We start from the raw sequence: 14,851 nt of genomic DNA on the forward strand, positions 1-14,851 counted from the left end.
CTCATTTTCTTTTCTTGTGCGGCACCAGTGTCGCGCAATACCATGCCGCCCATGCCCGCGAACCCAAGCCCGCAAGCCAGGGACCAGGAACGCCTGGGTCGTCCCGACGCGGGCTGGCGGCTGCGCCTGTACACCATCATCTTCGAAGCGGACACGCGGGCGGGCCGACTTTTCGACGTCGCGCTGCTCGTGTTCATCCTGGCCAGCGTGGCCGTCGTGGTCATGGACAGCCTGCCTTCCGTCGATGCGAAATACGACTCCGTCTTCAGGGTGCTGGAATGGATCTTCACGCTCGCTTTCACGGCCGAGTACATCGCAAGGCTCTCGTGTGTGCGCAAGCCCCTTCGCTATGCGCTGAGCGGCTACGGCATCATCGACCTGCTGGCCGTGCTGCCGAGCTACCTGGCCATTCTGGTTCCGGGGATGTCGGCGCTCATCGATGTGCGGGTGCTGCGCCTCTTGCGGGTGTTCCGGATCTTCAAGCTCAGCGAGTACGTGACCGAGTTCGGCGCATTGGGGCAGGCGCTCTACGCGTCGCGGCGCAAGATTCTGGTGTTCGTGACCTTCGTGGCACTGGTCGTGGTGGTCATGGGCACGCTGATGTACGTGGTCGAAGGGCCGGAGAACGGCTACACGAGCATTCCGGTTGGCATCTATTGGGCCATCACGACCATGACCACGGTGGGCTTCGGCGACATCACGCCGCATACCGTGCTCGGGCGGGTGATTGCCTCGGCCATGATGCTGCTGGGCTGGGGCACGCTCGCCGTGCCGACCGGCATCGTCAGTGCGGAATTCACCGCGCAGAAGCAGCGGGAGTCCACGACCCGCACCTGCCATGAGTGCCTGAGCGAAGGGCATTCTTCGCGGGCCTTGTTTTGCAGCGACTGCGGCGCCAGGCTGCCGCCGTATCAGCACGAAGCGGCGGACGCCGGCTGAGCTGCGCGGAATTCAGTCGTCTTCCAGGCGAAAGAGACTGGTCGCGACCAAGTCCAGCACCATCGCATCGTTCTGGTTGAAAAGCAGCCAGCGCCATTCAAGGATGCCCAGCGTGCGCTTGCTCGCGGAGCGGCGCACGGCGATGACTTCCGCGCGCAGTCGAAGTGAATCGCCGGGACGCACCGGGTTGGGCCACTTCAGGTATTGCAGGCCCGGCGACGCAAAGGATTCGGAGTCGGCAAGAGCCTTGTCGGCCACGAGCCGCATTGCGATGCCGCAGGTCTGCCAGCCGCTGGCGATGAGGCCGCCGAACAGGCCTTGCGCCGCGGCCTCGGGATCGGTGTGGAACCACTGCGGGTCGTAGTCTTTCGCAAAGGCGAGGATCTCTTGCTGACTGACCTCGCGAGGGCCTGCTTCGATGATCTGCCCGACATGAAACTCCGCGAATTTCATGCGGCGGCGGTCAATAGGTTTCGAGGTGCAGGCGGCCCTCGCGCTTGAGGCCCGCGCCCACCGTGTCCCAGTCCAGTCCGGCTTCCGTGGCGACGTCGCGCAGCGCGAGCACGACGCCTTCTTCCATGCTCTTGAGCCCGCAGACGTAGAAGTGCGTCTGCCCGTCCTTGAGCAGTTCGGCCAGGTCGGCGGCGCGCTCGCGCATCAGGTCCTGCACGTAGCGCTTGGGCTGGCCCACGTTGCGCGAAAAGGCGAAGTTGATGTCGATGAAGTCCTTGGGCAGGTTCTGCAGCGGGCCGAAATAGGGCAGTTCCTGCTGCGTGCGGGCGCCGAAAAACAGCATCAGCTTGCCGCCTTCGAACTTGCCGCTCTTGCGTAGCCGGCGCCGCCATTCAGTCATCGCGCGCATCGGCGCGCTGCCGGTGCCGGTGCAGATCATCACGATGTGCGACTTCGGGTGGTTGGGCATCAGGAAGGACGCGCCAAAGGGGCCGATGACCTGCACCTTGTCACCCACCTGCAGGTCGCAGACGTAGTTGGACGCCACGCCGCGCACCGGCTTGCCGTTGTAGTCGGAGGTCACGCGCTTCACTGTGAGCGCGATGTTGTTGTAACCGGGCCGCTCGCCGTTGCGCGGGCTGGCGATCGAATACTGGCGTGCGAAATGCGGCTTGCCGTTGGCGTCCGTGCCGGGCGGAATCACGCCGATCGACTGGCCTTCCAGCACCGGGAAGGGCATGGTGCCGAAGTCGAGCACGATGTGGTGCGTCTGGTTCTCGAAGCCAGCTTCGGTGCAGTTGAAGTTGCCGACGACGGTCGCGGTGGTCGGCGCCTTGGGCGGATAGAGATTGGTGTACGCGTGCGCGGCCGACCAGGGCGGCGTGGTGGCGCCGTATTGCGCGGAATTGAAAGCGACCGTGCCGGGTTCCGGCTCCACTTGTTCGGCGGCCGCGGCGGCTGCGGCCTGCGGGCCGGCTTCTTCTTCGGGCGAAGGGCCGACGCCTTCGGCCTCGAGTTGTTCGGGCGTGAGTTCGGGCGGCAGTTCATCCCACGTCAGCTGCTCTTCGATGGAATAGGCCTTGATCGACGGCATGGTGCGCCAGTTGTCGATCGAGCCCGTGGGGCAGGGCGAGATGCAGGCCATGCAACCATTGCACACATCGGCGCGTACCACGTAGTTGCGGTCGTCGTGCGTGATCGCGTTGACGGGGCAGGTCGCCTCGCAGGTGTTGCAGCGGATGCAGATTTCGGGGTCGATCAGGTGTTGCTTGATCACCGCGACGTTGACGGCCATGTCCATGTTTTTATCTCCTTGAGCCCTTCTTGAGCCCTCCCCTCCCGGGGGAGGGTTGGGTGGGGGCAAGCGACGTTGATCGTGGGTACGCCGCTGCCCCCATCCCAGCCTTCCCCCGGAGGGGAAGGAGTAACTCCAATCAACCGAAGCGGATGTATTCGAAATCGACCGGCTGCCGGTTGATCCCCATCACCGGCGGCGCGATCCAGCCTGCGAACTTGCCGGGTTCGACCACGCGGCCCATCAGCGACGTCACGAAGGCGAAGTCATCCGAAGTCGGCAGCCACTCGCTCTTCTTCGCAGCCCATTCCTGCTCGTTCACCACGCGGCCATCCGGCGACATCTTGATGCCGGCCAGCGCGCCGATCTGGCGGTTGAAGGCCTTGTGCGGCACGGTGAGCCGCGTCGGGATGCCGGCCTTTTCCAGCACCTTGTTCCAGCGGCCGACACCGGCCACCGAGTCCTTGATGAAGTCGTCGCGCAGCACTTCGTTCAGGGCGTTCAGCATCGGCACTTCCTTTTCAAGGAGTTGGCCGTCCTTCACTTCCAGCACCTTGTAGGTCTGGCCCTTGAGCACGTGGTCGTCGGTGCGCTTGCCTTCTTCGTAGCGGCCCTTGAGGCCCGAGCTGTAGAAGGTGGCGGCGTTGCTCGACTGGTCCGCGCCGAAGAGATCGATGGTCACGCTGTAGTGGAAATTCAGGTAGCGCTGGATCGTGCCGAGGTCAATGGCGCCGGCTGCGCGCACCTTCTGCGGGTCATCGGTCTTGAGTTCGTTCATCACGGCAGCGGTGCGCGAGAGCACGCGCGAGACGCCGCTTTCGCCGACGAACATGTGGTGCGCTTCTTCCGTCAGCATGAACTTGGTCGTGCGGGCCAGCGGGTCGAATGCGCTCTCCGCCAAGGCCGACAACTGGAACTTGCCGTCGCGGTCAGTGAAGTAGGTGAACATGAAGAACGCGAGCCAGTCAGGCGTCTTCTCATTGAAGGCGCCCAGGATGCGCGGGTTGTCCACGTCGCCGGACTGGCGTTGCAGCAGTGCTTCGGCTTCTTCCCGGCCATCGCGGCCGAAGTGCTTGTGCAGCAGGTAGACCATCGCCCACAGGTGGCGGCCTTCCTCCACGTTGATCTGGAACAGGTTGCGCATGTCGTACATCGACGGCGCCGTCAGCCCCAAGTGGCGTTGCTGCTCGACCGAGGCCGGCTCGGTGTCGCCCTGCGTGACGATGATGCGGCGCAGGTTGGCGCGGTGCTCGCCGGGCACGTCTTGCCAGGCCTTCTCGCCCTTGTGGTCGCCGAAGTGGATCTCGCGGTTCGCGTCGCCCGGGTTCAGGAAGATGCCCCAGCGGTAGTCGCGCATCTTGACGTGGCCGAACTGCGCCCAGCCTTGCGGGTCGACGCTGACGGCGGTGCGCAAGTACACGTCGTAATTCGTCGAGCCGTCCGGGCCCACGTCGTCCCACCAGTTGATGAAGTTCGGCTGCCAGCCTTCGAGCGCGCGCTGCAAGGTGCGGTCTTCGCCGAGGTTGACGTTGTTGGGGATCTTCTCGCTGTAGTTGATCGTGCTCATCGTGCTTCCTCTTCTGATTGATTTGTCGACCCAGGGATTTCCGGGATTGTTCGTGGAACACCGCGGAATCGGCTTTGCCGGGCCGCTGGTGTTGCCCCCGGTGAGGGGGTTGGCGAAGCGACACGAAGTGCGCGATGCCTGGGGGAGAGCAACATGACTAGACGCGATTCAGGTCGAAGCCGGCTTTCTCGCCCGTGCCATAGACCTTGAGCGCCCCCTTTTCACCAACAGCGTTCGGGCGGTTGAAGATCCAGTTCTGCCAAGCAGTCAGGCGGCCGAAGATGCGGGTCGCCATGTTTTCCTTGCTGGCGAAGCGCAGGTTGGCTTCAAGGCCGGTGAGGGCGTCGGGCGACATGGCGGCGCGTTCTTCGATGGCGATGCGGATTTCGTCGTCCCAGTCGATGTCGTCGGGCGCGGCGGTGACCAGGCCGAGCTTCAGCGCTTCGTCGGCGTCCAGCGACTTGCCGGCTGCGCCACGTGCGGCTTCGAGCGGCGCCGACTCTTCGTAGAAGCGGCGTTGCAGGCGGCTCTGGTCATTGACCATCGGGAAGAAACCGAAGTTGAACTCGTTGAGCGCGAGCTTCGGCGTGCGCTCGGGTTCGTCGGGCAGCGCGAGCATGTAGGTGCGGTCGGCGGCGAAGGCGATCTCGGCCAGCGTGCCGGCGAAGCATGAGCCGGCTTCAACCAGCGCGAAGAGGCTGCGCGAAGAAACGTCCAGCCGCGCCAGCGTGCGGCGCAGCGCGCCGATGGTTTCGCGCACCAGCCAGTGGTCCTTGTTGGCCAGCATCGTTGCGTCGCTGGCCAGCACGGCCTGCGCGTCGCCTTCAGTCTTGAGCAGCCACGTGCCGATGTCGAGTTCGTTGGTGCGCAGGTTGAGGATGGCGTCGTCGAACTGGCGGCACATGGCGAGCGGCCACCAAGACGCGCCTGCGGCTTCGATGCCGGCGATGTCCGTGGGCTGCGCTCCGGTGGGCGACTTCACGGTGAGAGTGGCAGTGCGGCGGGCGCGGTCGATCTGCACCGTCACGTGTTCGTAGCGGATGCTGTCGGCGCCGTCTTCGCGTTCGAGGCGTGTCAGGCTCACGCTCTTGGCAGACGCGGGACGCAGGCTCTTCGATGCGAGCTGTGCCGCACGCTCCTGCGCGGCCGCCGCAAATTGCGCCGGCTTCGCAATCGCATCCACCAGACGCCACTCGACCGCACGCTGGCCGCGCACGCCTTCGACGCTGGTGCAGAAGATGTCGGCCAGGTCATGCCGCACATGGCGCTTGTCCGTCACCCGGGTCAGGCCGCCGGTGCCGGGCAGCACGCCCAGCAACGGCACTTCGGGCAGAGACACGGAGGAAGAGCGGTCATCCACCAACAGGATTTCGTCGCAGGCCAGCGCCAGCTCATAGCCGCCACCGGCGCAGGCACCGTTCACGGCAGCCAGGAACTTCAGCCCCGAGTGCTTCGACGTGTCTTCGATGCCATTGCGCGTCTCGTTCGTGAACTTGCAGAAGTTGACCTTCCAGGCGTGGCTGGAGACGCCCAGCATGAAGATGTTGGCGCCCGAACAGAAGATGCGGTCCTTGCCGCTGGTCACGATGACCGACTGCACCTGCGGATGCTCGAAGCGCACGCGGTTGAGCGCGTCGTTCAGCTCGATGTCCACGCCCAGGTCGTAGCTGTTGAGCTTGAGCTTGTAGCCGGGCCGAATGCCGCCGTCTTCCGCGATGTCCAGCGAGAGGCGCGCGACGTTGCCTTCGACGCTGAGCTTCCAGTGGCGGTACTGCGTCGGATCGATGCGGTAGTCGACGCGTGCGGGGTAGGCGGCGGTGTCGGTCATGTCGGGGTCTCCTGTTGGAAGAATAATGCAAGTTGCTGGCGGCGTGACATGCATCATTATGCATGTTGACGTGCGCGTCAAGCCCTTGGACGAAAGTTTTCGGGTTTCAGGCGGTCTGGCTGATTCGTTCGTGCACCGCCGTTCGCAAAGCCTGGAAACTCGCCGCCAGGTCGCGGCCCGAGGTGTCGACCGTGAGATCGGCCTTCGAATAGAAAGCAGCGCGCCCGCTCAGGATGCGGCGCAGGTCTTCCATGGCCTCCTTGCTGGCGGCCATCGGGCGGGTGTCGCCTTGCGCGGCGACGCGGCCCATGTGTTCTTCCGGCGCGGCCTGCAGCCAGACGGTCGTGCAGTGCGCGAGCAGCTGGTTGAAAGTTGCCGGGTCCGAGACGATGCCGCCCGGCGTGGCGATGACGGCCTCGCTGTAGATCTGCACGGTTTCTTCCAGCGCGCGGCGTTCGTAGCGGCGGTAGGCGTTGGTGCCGTAGAGGTCGTGGATCTCGCGCACGCTGCAACCCGCGAACTTCTCGATCTCGCGGCTCAACTCGACGAAGGGCACTTCGAGGTCGTCCGCGAGCATCTGGCCCAGAGTGGATTTGCCCGCGCCGCGCAGGCCCACGAGGGCGATGCGGCGGCTGCGTGCCGGGTCGCTGCTGGCGGTGCCCAGCAGTTCGCCCAAGGCGATGCGCGCCCGGCGCAAATCCGCCTCGCCACGCCCTTCGAGCAGTTCGCGGATCAGCAGCCATTCGGGCGAGACGGTGGTTACGTCGCCCACCAGTTCGGCCAGCGAGCACTGCAGGGCACCGGCCACTTGTTGCAGCACCAGGATCGACGCATTGCCGATGCCGTATTCCAGGTTGGCAAGGTGGCGCTCCGACACGGCGGCTGCCTGCGCCACGGCCTTGCGCGTCAGGCCGCGCCGTGCGCGCAGGTTGCGAACGCGTTCGCCCAGCGACACCAGCAGGGGGTTCTTGGCTTCCTCCGCGGGCTCGGCCACTTCGGCGGTGGGGGCGGTGAGCAAGTTGTCGTCGATTCGCTCGTTCATTGGCGCTTTCGTTCTCTGGCCGGTTCCTCAGGGTAAATACCCGCCATGCACTATATTGCTTGACACCTATTGTCTCGATGTTTATGGTTCGAGCACAGGCAAGATACTGCACGCAGGCAATTGTCGCAAGTTCGAACGCAAGCGAAATCCCACGAACCATGTCCAAGCAAGCCTTCCACCAAGTCATCGCCGACCTGAGCACGCAGATCGCCGGTCGTCCGCTGGACGACGATCTCGACCGATGGCTCAACGCCACGCACGGCGCAGGCAGCGAGACCTTTGGCCAGATCAAGCAGTTGTGCGAGCAGGGAGTTGAAGAAGGCTGGCTGTGCGAGCGCGAAGGTGGCGGCATTCGCTACGGCCGCGTCTTCAAGGCGGAGGACGCCTTGCACCGCTTCTCGGTGGACGTGGTGGACATGCGCGACATTGCCGGCCCGCACCACACGCACCCCAACGGCGAGATCGACCTGATCATTCCGCTGGAAGGCGAGGCCACTTTCGATGGCCGGCCCGCGGGCTGGTGCGTCTACGGGCCCGGCACTGCCCACCATCCGACCGTTGCGCAGGGCAGGGCGCTGGTGCTCTATCTCTTGCCCGAGGGGCAGATCAAGTTCACTTGATGGATCGCGAGAGACGCCGCAGCCGATGAACCCGAGGAGACACCCACGATGAGCTTGCCCGACACCTTCAACTTTGCCGAGCACCTGTTCGCGCTCAATCGCGGCCGCGCCGGCAAGACGGCGTATGTCGACGACCACGGCCAGCTGAGCTACGGCGCGCTCGAAGACCAGTCGCGCCGGCTTGCGTCCACGCTGCTGGCGGGCGGCTTGCAGCGCGAAGACCGCGTGTTGCTGCTGATGCTGGACGGCACCGATTGGCCTGTGAGCTTCCTCGGCTGCCTTTATGCCGGCGTGGTGCCGGTGGCGGTCAACACGCTGCTCACGGCCGACGACTACGCCTTCATGCTCGGCAACAGCAGCGCAAAGGGCGCGCTCGTGTCCGGCGCCTTGCTGCCGGTGTTGCGGGATGCCATGTCGAAGGCGCCGAACAGCGTGCGCACCATCATCGTGTCGCACCCGTCGGGTGACTTGCCCGACGGTGTGCAGGTCATGTCCGAGGTCATCGCGGAGCACACGCCGCTGGCCGCGCCTGCCGCCACCGCGCCGCAGGACCACGCCTTCTGGCTGTATTCGTCCGGCTCCACCGGCAAGCCCAAGGGCACGGTGCACACGCACGCCAATCCCTGGTGGACGGCCGAGCTGTATGGCAAGCCGGTGCTGGGCCTCACCGAAGGCGACGTGTGCTTCTCGGCCGCGAAGCTCTACTTCGCGTACGGCTTGGGCAACGCCTTGACCTTTCCGCTTTCCGTCGGCGCGACGGTGCTGTTGATGGCCGAGCGGCCGACGCCTGACGCAACCTTCAAGCGCTGGACCGGCGCCGTCAAGCCGACCGTCTTCTTCGGCGCGCCGACAGGCTTTGCCGGCATGCTGGCGAACCCCGGCTTGCCGGCGCGAGACGCGGTCGCGTTGCGCATGTGTTCCTCGGCCGGCGAGGCCTTGCCGGGCGAGATCGCGCAGCGCTTCAAGAACCATTTCGGCTGCGAGATCGTTGACGGCATCGGTTCGACGGAGATGCTGCACATCTTCATCTCCAATCGGCCGGACGACATTCGCTACGGCACTACGGGCAAACCCGTTGAAGGCTACGAGATCGAACTGCGCGGCGAGGACGGCAAGCCGGTCGGCGTGGGCGAAGTGGGCGACCTGTACATCAAGGGGCCGAGCACGGCGCTCATGTATTGGGGCAATCCAGAGAAGAGCGCCGACACGTTCAAGGACGGCTGGACCAAGAGCGGCGACAAATACTCGCGCGACGCCGATGGCTACTACACCTATGCGGGGCGCAGCGACGACATGCTGAAGGTCAGTGGGATCTACGTATCGCCCTTCGAGGTTGAGTCCACGTTGATGCTGCACCCCGGTGTGCTCGAAGCTGCGGTGATTGGCAAGGAGGATGCGGACGGGCTGACGAAGACCAAGGCCTTTGTCGTGCGCAAGGCGGGGCAGGCTGTGAGTGACGATGAGCTCAAGACCTTTGTGAAGGAGCGGCTTGCGCCGTACAAATACCCGCGCTTCATCGAGTTCGTCGACGAGCTGCCCAAGACCGCCACCGGCAAAATCCAGCGTTTTCGCCTGCGTGAGCGGGAGAAGCAGGCGTGAGGGGTTTGTCTTGTCCCCTCTCCCTCCGGGAGAGGGTTAGGGTGAGGGCACCGGGCGTATCCACCGCCCCGCCTCATCAACCGTCCGGAGCCCTCACCCCAACCCTCTCCCGGAGGGAGAGGGGGCAAGAGGTATGACCGAATTTGCGGATATTCGATGGCGCGAGCGCGACGTGCGCATCGAATACGTCTACATCGCGCCCGAGCGCACCGATGCGCCTCTCGTCATCTTCCTCCACGAAGGCCTCGGCTCCGTCGCCATGTGGAAGGACTTCCCCCAGCAGCTCTGCGACGCAGGGGGCTTTCGCGGCATCGTCTTCTCGCGCCCCGGCTACGGCCGCTCCACGCCGCGCGACGACGACGAAACCTGGGACGTCGATTTCATGCACCGCCAGGCGCATGAAGTGCTCCCCGCCTTCTTCGACGCCATCGGCATTGACGAGCGCCCCTGGCTCTTCGGCCACAGCGACGGCGGCTCCATCTCCCTGCTGTACGCCGCGAAATATCCCGACCGCGTCGCAGGGCTTGTTGTGCTCGCGCCGCACATCTTCGTGGAAGACGTGACCGTCGAGAACATCGAAAAAGCGAGACAGGCTTACCTCGAAACGGACTTCCCGCAGCGACTCGCCCGCTACCACGACAGCGCCGATTCCGCCTTCTGGGGATGGAACCGCATCTGGCTGAACTCCCACTTTCGCCAATGGAACATCGAGCAGGAAATCGGGACGATCCGCTGCCCGCTCCTCGCCATCCAGGGCATCGACGACGAGTACGGCACACTCGCCCAGATTCGCGACATCAAGGCGCGCGTCTTGCATGCGCAGCTGCTCGAATTGCCGGAATGCGGGCATTCCCCGCATCGCGATCAGCCAGAAAAGGCAATAGTTGCTGCCGTTTCGTTTATTCATGAAAACTGGAGTCACGCATGAGCTACCCCGTCACCCGCACAGTGCTGTCGAGCCTCGCACTGGCATGCCTCGCCACCTTTGCCCATGCACAGCAGCCCAAGCTGAAGGTCGGGCTGATGCTGCCTTACAGCGGCACCTACACCGCCCTCGGCGTCGCGATTGAAAACGGCTTCAAGCTGCGCGTCGACGAACTCGGCGGCAAGCTCGGCGGCCGCGAGATCGAATACGTCAAGGTCGACGACGAATCCGATCCGGCCAAGGCGACCGACAACGTCAACAAGCTCATCAAGCGCGACAACGTCGACGTGATCATCGGCACGGTTCATTCCGGCGTCGTGATGGCGATGGCCAAGGCCGCGAAGGAAAGCGGCACCGTGCTGATCGTGCCCAACGGCGGCGCCGACGCGGTGACCGGCCCGATGTGCGCGCAGAACATCTTCCGCAGCTCCTTCTCGAACTGGCAGCCGGCCTACGCCATGGGCGAAGTGGCCGCCAAGGAAGGCAAGAAGCGCGCGATGACCATCACCTGGAAGTACGCCGCCGGCGACGAGTCGGTGGCCGGCTTCAAGGAGGGCTTCGAGAAGGGCGGCGGCAAGGTCGTGAAGGACCTGACGGTGCCGTTCCCCAACGTCGAGTTCCAGGCGCTGCTGACCGAGATCGCGGCGGCCAAGCCCGATGCGGTGTATTCCTTCTTTGCGGGCGGCGGCGCGGTGAAGTTCGTCAAGGACTACGCGGCGGCCGGCCTGAACAAGACCATTCCGCTCTACGGCCCCGGCTTCCTGACCGACGGCACGCTCGATGCGCAAGGCGACGCCGCGCAAGGCATGCTCACCACGCTGCACTACGCCGACGGCCTGAACACGCCGCGCGACAACAGCTTCCGCACCGCCTACGCCACCAAGTTCAAGCTGCAGCCGGACGTGTATGCCGTGCAGGGCTATGACGCCGCGCAAATGCTGGCCATCGGCATGACGGCGGTGAAGGGCGACTTGACGAAGAAGGCCGATTTCGCCGGCGCCATCGAGAAGGCCAAGATCGACAGCCCGCGTGGCCCGTTCACGATCAGCAAGTCGCACAACCCGGTGCAGGACTTCTACCTGCGCAAGGTGGAAGGCAAGGAAAACAAGTACGTCAATGTGGCGGTGAAGGGTCTGTCCGACCCGGCGCGCGGCTGCAAGATGTGATCACCCCCGGAGGGTGACTTGAGCGGGGCCGGCGAAAGCCGGCTCCGCGGTTTTCGGCGATGGAGACAGATAAAAAAACTGAGGTGGGTCCACAGTGGATTTCGGAACCTTTCTTGTCCAGTGCCTGAACTCGGTGCAATACGGATTGCTGCTGTTCCTGGTGGCGTCCGGGCTGACGCTGATCTTCGGGATCATGGGTGTCATCAACCTGGCGCACGGCAGCTTCTACATGATCGGCGCCTACATGGCGTTTGCGCTGTCGCCGCTGTTTGGCGACCAGTTCCTTGTGATGCTGCTGGCGGGCGTGGTGCTCGCCGCGGTGTTCGGCTATGTGCTGGAGTGGGCCTTCTTCAGCTACCTGTACCAGCGCGACCACCTGCAGCAGGTGCTGATGACCTACGGGCTCATCCTCGTGTTCGAGGAACTGCGCTCGATGCTCGTGGGCAATGACGTGCATGGCGTGAAAGTGCCGCCGTGGCTCGACGGCAGCTTTGCGTTGGGTGACCTCATGAGCTATCCGTGGTACCGGCTCTTTGCGTCGGCCGCGTGCATCGTGCTGGCCATCGGTCTTTACTTCGTCGTCAACCGCACGCGGCTGGGCATGATGATCCGCGCCGGTGCGAGCAACCGCGACATGGTTCGCGGGCTGGGCATCGACATCCGGCGCCTGTACCGCATCGTGTTTGCGGCGGGCGTGGCGCTGGCTGCCCTGGCGGGGATGATCGCCGCGCCGATGTCCTCGGTGTATCCGGGCATGGGCGCGAGCGTGCTCATCATCTGCTTCGTGGTGGTGGTGATTGGCGGCATCGGCTCGATCACCGGTGCGCTCGTTGCGTCGCTGCTGGTCGGCTTTGTCGACACCTTCGGCAAGGTGTTCTTTGCAGAGGTGAGTGGCATGGGCGTTTATGTGCTGATGGCGATTGTCTTGATCTGGCGGCCCGAGGGCTTGATGGGGCGCAAGGCGTGATGAACCGGATCTCCACTTTTGTTCCGCTCGCGTGCGCGATCATCCTGGCCATTGCGGGCCCGATGCTGAGCCCCTACGTGTCGGACTTCATCGTCAAGGTGATGATCCTTTCGATCTTTGCGTTGAGCCTTGAACTGCTGGTCGGCATGACGGGGCTGGTGAGCCTCGGCCACGCGGCGTTCTATGGCATCGGGGCATACGCCACGGTGCTGGGGTCGGGCAAGGAGGGCGGTTCCATCGCGACGCTGCTGCCGCTGGCGATGGGTTGCGCTGCCGGCTATGCACTGATCGTCGGCGCGCTGAGCCTGCGCACGCGGGGCGTGTACTTCATCATGGTCACGCTGGCCTTTGCGCAGATGGCCTTCTTCGTGTTCCACGACACCAAGATCGGTGGCGGCAGCGATGGCATCTACATGTACATCCGCCCGGCGCTGGGTGCGCTCGACCTGGAGAACCGCACTGTGCAGTTCTACTTCGTGCTGGCCGCGCTGGTGTTCACCTACGGCCTGCTGGTGTTGATTCGCCGTTCGCGTTTCGGCGCGGCGCTGGCGGGGATTCGCGTCAACGAGCAACGGATGCGTGCGGCCGGATTTCCGGTGTATGGCTACAAGCTGGCGGCCTTCGTCATCGCGGCGGCGCTGGCGGGGCTGGCGGGCTTTCTGGTGGCGTCGCGCGATGGCGTGGTCAATCCGGAATTGCTGGCCTGGCACAACTCGGGCGAGGTGCTGCTGATGATCATCCTCGGCGGGCTCGGGCATCTGCGCGGCGCGGTCATCGGTGCGGTGGCGTTCACTCTGCTCAAGGAAGTGCTGTCGACGCAGGCGTTCGTCGGGCCGTTGGCCGACCACTGGCAGCTGACGCTGGGGCTGGCCATCATTGCCTTTGTGGCACTGTTGCCCAAGGGACTCATCGGCCTGGCAGGGCGTTTCTCATCGAAGGCGGCGGTATGAGTTCACTGCTTTCCGTCGAAACGCTCACGCGCCGCTTTGGCGGGCTGGTGGCCGTCAACGGCGTCACGCTCGACCTGCGGCTGGGCGAAGTGCATGCCGTCATCGGCACCAACGGCGCCGGCAAGTCGACGCTGATCAACATGCTCTCGGGCGAGATTGCCGCCTCATCGGGCCGCATTGCGCTCGACGGGCACGACATCACCAAGCGCTCGCAGCCCGCGCGTGCGCTGTCCGGTGTGGGCCGCAGCTACCAGCGCACGACGATCTTTCCGGAGTTCACCGTGCACGAGAACTGCCGGCTCGCCGCACAGGCGGCGACGCCGCGGCCGTGGGCGATCTGGCAGTCATCCAGCGCCTGTGCGACGAGCAATGCGGCAGCGACATCGGCGCTCGAAGCGGCCGGCCTCGCAGACGTGGCGCATCGCGTCGCAGGCACGCTGAGCCACGGCGCCAAGCGACAGCTCGAAGTGGCAATGTGCCTGGCCACCAACCCGCGCGTGCTTCTGCTCGACGAGCCGCTGGCCGGCATGGGCGCCGAGGAAACCGATCGCATGCTCGCGCTGCTGGCCAACCTGAAATCGACGCACGCGATCCTGCTGGTCGAACACGACATGGACGCGGTCTTTCGCATTGCCGACCGCATCACGGTGATGGTCAACGGCGCGGTGATCGCCACCGGCGACCCGGCCTCGATCCGCGTGAACCCGGAAGTGCGAACCGCCTACCTCGGCGAAGAGGGAGGCCATTGATGAGCACGGACATGCTGCAAATCGAAGGCGTCAACACCTACTACGGCGACAGCCACATCCTGCGCGGCGTCGACGTGCAATTGCCCGCGTCCACCTCGGTGGGCCTGCTCGGGCGCAACGGCATGGGCAAGACCACGCTCATCCGTACGCTGATGGGCTATGTGCGCCCCGCGTCAGGCCACGTGAAGCTCGACGGCCGTGACGTCACCGGCTGGGTGCCCGAGAAGATGGCACGCCAGGGCATCGGCTACGTGCCCGAAGGCCGCGGCATCTTCCCAAACCTGTCGGTGCGCGAGAACCTGCTGATGAGCGAACGCGCCGGCCCCGAAGGCCGTCGCGACTGGACCTTCGACCGCGTGATGAGCACCTTTCCGCGCCTGACGGAGAGGCTCTCGCATGGCGGGCAACAGTTGTCCGGTGGCGAGCAACAGATGCTCTCGATCGGCCGCGCGCTGATGACCAACCCGCGCCTGCTGATCCTCGATGAGGCGACCGAAGGCCTGGCGCCGCTGGTGGTGGCCGAGATCTGGCGCGTGATCGGCGAGATCCGTCACACGGGCATCGCGACGCTGATTGTCGACCGCGACTGGCGCAAGGTGCTGGCGCACACCGATCGTGCGGTGGTGATGGAGAAGGGCCGCATTGTGCTGGCGTCGGAATCGGCGGCGATGATTGCGGCGCCGGAGCCGGTGGCGGCGCTGCTGGGCGTTTGAGCGGTGCTGCGCGAGGGCGCGGCGATGACTGGCGCCGCA

General features: G+C 64.9%; 14 protein-coding genes. 9 read left to right on the plus strand and 5 right to left on the minus strand.

Going from position 1 to position 14,851, the window contains the following annotated elements; translation table 11 throughout:
• Positions 1 to 42: 42 nt before the first annotated feature.
• Positions 43 to 939 carry an ion transporter gene (locus QTI66_RS07795; RefSeq protein WP_444814961.1) on the plus strand — a complete coding sequence of 299 codons (897 nt, stop codon included), beginning with the start codon at positions 43 to 45 and terminating at the stop codon, positions 937 to 939.
• A 12-nt stretch (positions 940 to 951) separates the two neighbouring features.
• On the opposite strand, the gene QTI66_RS07800 is transcribed toward QTI66_RS07795, so the two are convergent.
• From QTI66_RS07800 to QTI66_RS07820, 5 genes are all read right to left on the minus strand, one after another.
• On the minus strand, positions 952 to 1,392 hold the full coding sequence (locus QTI66_RS07800; protein ID WP_286558669.1) for a MaoC family dehydratase: 441 nt from the start codon (positions 1,390 to 1,392) through the stop codon (positions 952 to 954).
• 10 nt (positions 1,393 to 1,402) lie between these two features.
• Positions 1,403 to 2,692 (minus strand): benzoyl-CoA 2,3-epoxidase subunit BoxA, encoded by a 1,290-nt coding sequence (gene boxA, locus QTI66_RS07805; protein WP_286558671.1) that lies wholly within the window; start codon positions 2,690 to 2,692, stop codon positions 1,403 to 1,405.
• A 133-nt stretch (positions 2,693 to 2,825) separates the two neighbouring features.
• The gene (gene boxB, locus QTI66_RS07810; RefSeq protein ID WP_286558674.1) at positions 2,826 to 4,253 is read right to left on the minus strand and encodes a benzoyl-CoA 2,3-epoxidase subunit BoxB; all 1,428 of its coding nucleotides are present in this window, start codon (positions 4,251 to 4,253) and stop codon (positions 2,826 to 2,828) included.
• A 157-nt stretch (positions 4,254 to 4,410) separates the two neighbouring features.
• On the minus strand, positions 4,411 to 6,081 hold the full coding sequence (gene boxC, locus QTI66_RS07815) for a 2,3-epoxybenzoyl-CoA dihydrolase (protein ID WP_286558675.1): 1,671 nt from the start codon (positions 6,079 to 6,081) through the stop codon (positions 4,411 to 4,413).
• A 106-nt stretch (positions 6,082 to 6,187) separates the two neighbouring features.
• Positions 6,188 to 7,123 carry a helix-turn-helix transcriptional regulator gene (locus QTI66_RS07820; protein WP_286558677.1) on the minus strand — a complete coding sequence of 312 codons (936 nt, stop codon included), beginning with the start codon at positions 7,121 to 7,123 and terminating at the stop codon, positions 6,188 to 6,190.
• A gap of 158 nt (positions 7,124 to 7,281) precedes the next feature.
• Here QTI66_RS07820 and QTI66_RS07825 point away from each other — a divergent pair, with 158 nt between their 5' ends.
• From QTI66_RS07825 to QTI66_RS07860, 8 genes are all read left to right on the plus strand, one after another.
• Positions 7,282 to 7,743, plus strand: coding sequence for a 4-hydroxylaminobenzoate lyase (locus tag QTI66_RS07825; protein WP_286558679.1), 462 nt, complete (start codon positions 7,282 to 7,284; stop codon positions 7,741 to 7,743).
• Positions 7,744 to 7,791: 48 nt separating this feature from the next.
• Complete coding sequence (locus QTI66_RS07830) at positions 7,792 to 9,342, plus strand: benzoate-CoA ligase family protein (protein WP_286558680.1); 1,551 nt, start codon at positions 7,792 to 7,794, stop codon at positions 9,340 to 9,342.
• A 133-nt stretch (positions 9,343 to 9,475) separates the two neighbouring features.
• On the plus strand, positions 9,476 to 10,270 hold the full coding sequence (locus tag QTI66_RS07835) for an alpha/beta fold hydrolase (protein WP_286558681.1): 795 nt from the start codon (positions 9,476 to 9,478) through the stop codon (positions 10,268 to 10,270).
• Positions 10,267 to 11,433, plus strand: coding sequence for an ABC transporter substrate-binding protein (locus QTI66_RS07840; protein WP_286558682.1), 1,167 nt, complete (start codon positions 10,267 to 10,269; stop codon positions 11,431 to 11,433). The genes QTI66_RS07835 and QTI66_RS07840 overlap by 4 nt, the downstream gene beginning before the upstream one ends.
• Before the next feature lie 94 nt (positions 11,434 to 11,527).
• A complete protein-coding gene (locus QTI66_RS07845) occupies positions 11,528 to 12,400 on the plus strand; it encodes a branched-chain amino acid ABC transporter permease (protein ID WP_286558683.1) in 873 nt (290 codons plus the stop codon).
• Positions 12,400 to 13,350, plus strand: a complete 951-nt coding sequence (locus QTI66_RS07850) for a branched-chain amino acid ABC transporter permease (RefSeq protein WP_286558685.1) — start codon at positions 12,400 to 12,402, stop codon at positions 13,348 to 13,350. The genes QTI66_RS07845 and QTI66_RS07850 overlap by 1 nt, the downstream gene beginning before the upstream one ends.
• Positions 13,347 to 14,099, plus strand: coding sequence for an ABC transporter ATP-binding protein (locus tag QTI66_RS07855; RefSeq protein ID WP_286558686.1), 753 nt, complete (start codon positions 13,347 to 13,349; stop codon positions 14,097 to 14,099). Before QTI66_RS07850 ends, QTI66_RS07855 begins: the two co-directional genes overlap by 4 nt.
• Before the next feature lie 11 nt (positions 14,100 to 14,110).
• The gene (locus QTI66_RS07860; RefSeq protein ID WP_286559052.1) at positions 14,111 to 14,812 is read left to right on the plus strand and encodes an ABC transporter ATP-binding protein; all 702 of its coding nucleotides are present in this window, start codon (positions 14,111 to 14,113) and stop codon (positions 14,810 to 14,812) included.
• The last annotated feature ends 39 nt before the right edge of the window (positions 14,813 to 14,851 follow it).

The sequence above is a fragment of the Variovorax brevis genome (assembly GCF_030317105.1).
Lineage (GTDB): Bacteria > Pseudomonadota > Gammaproteobacteria > Burkholderiales > Burkholderiaceae_C > Variovorax > Variovorax brevis.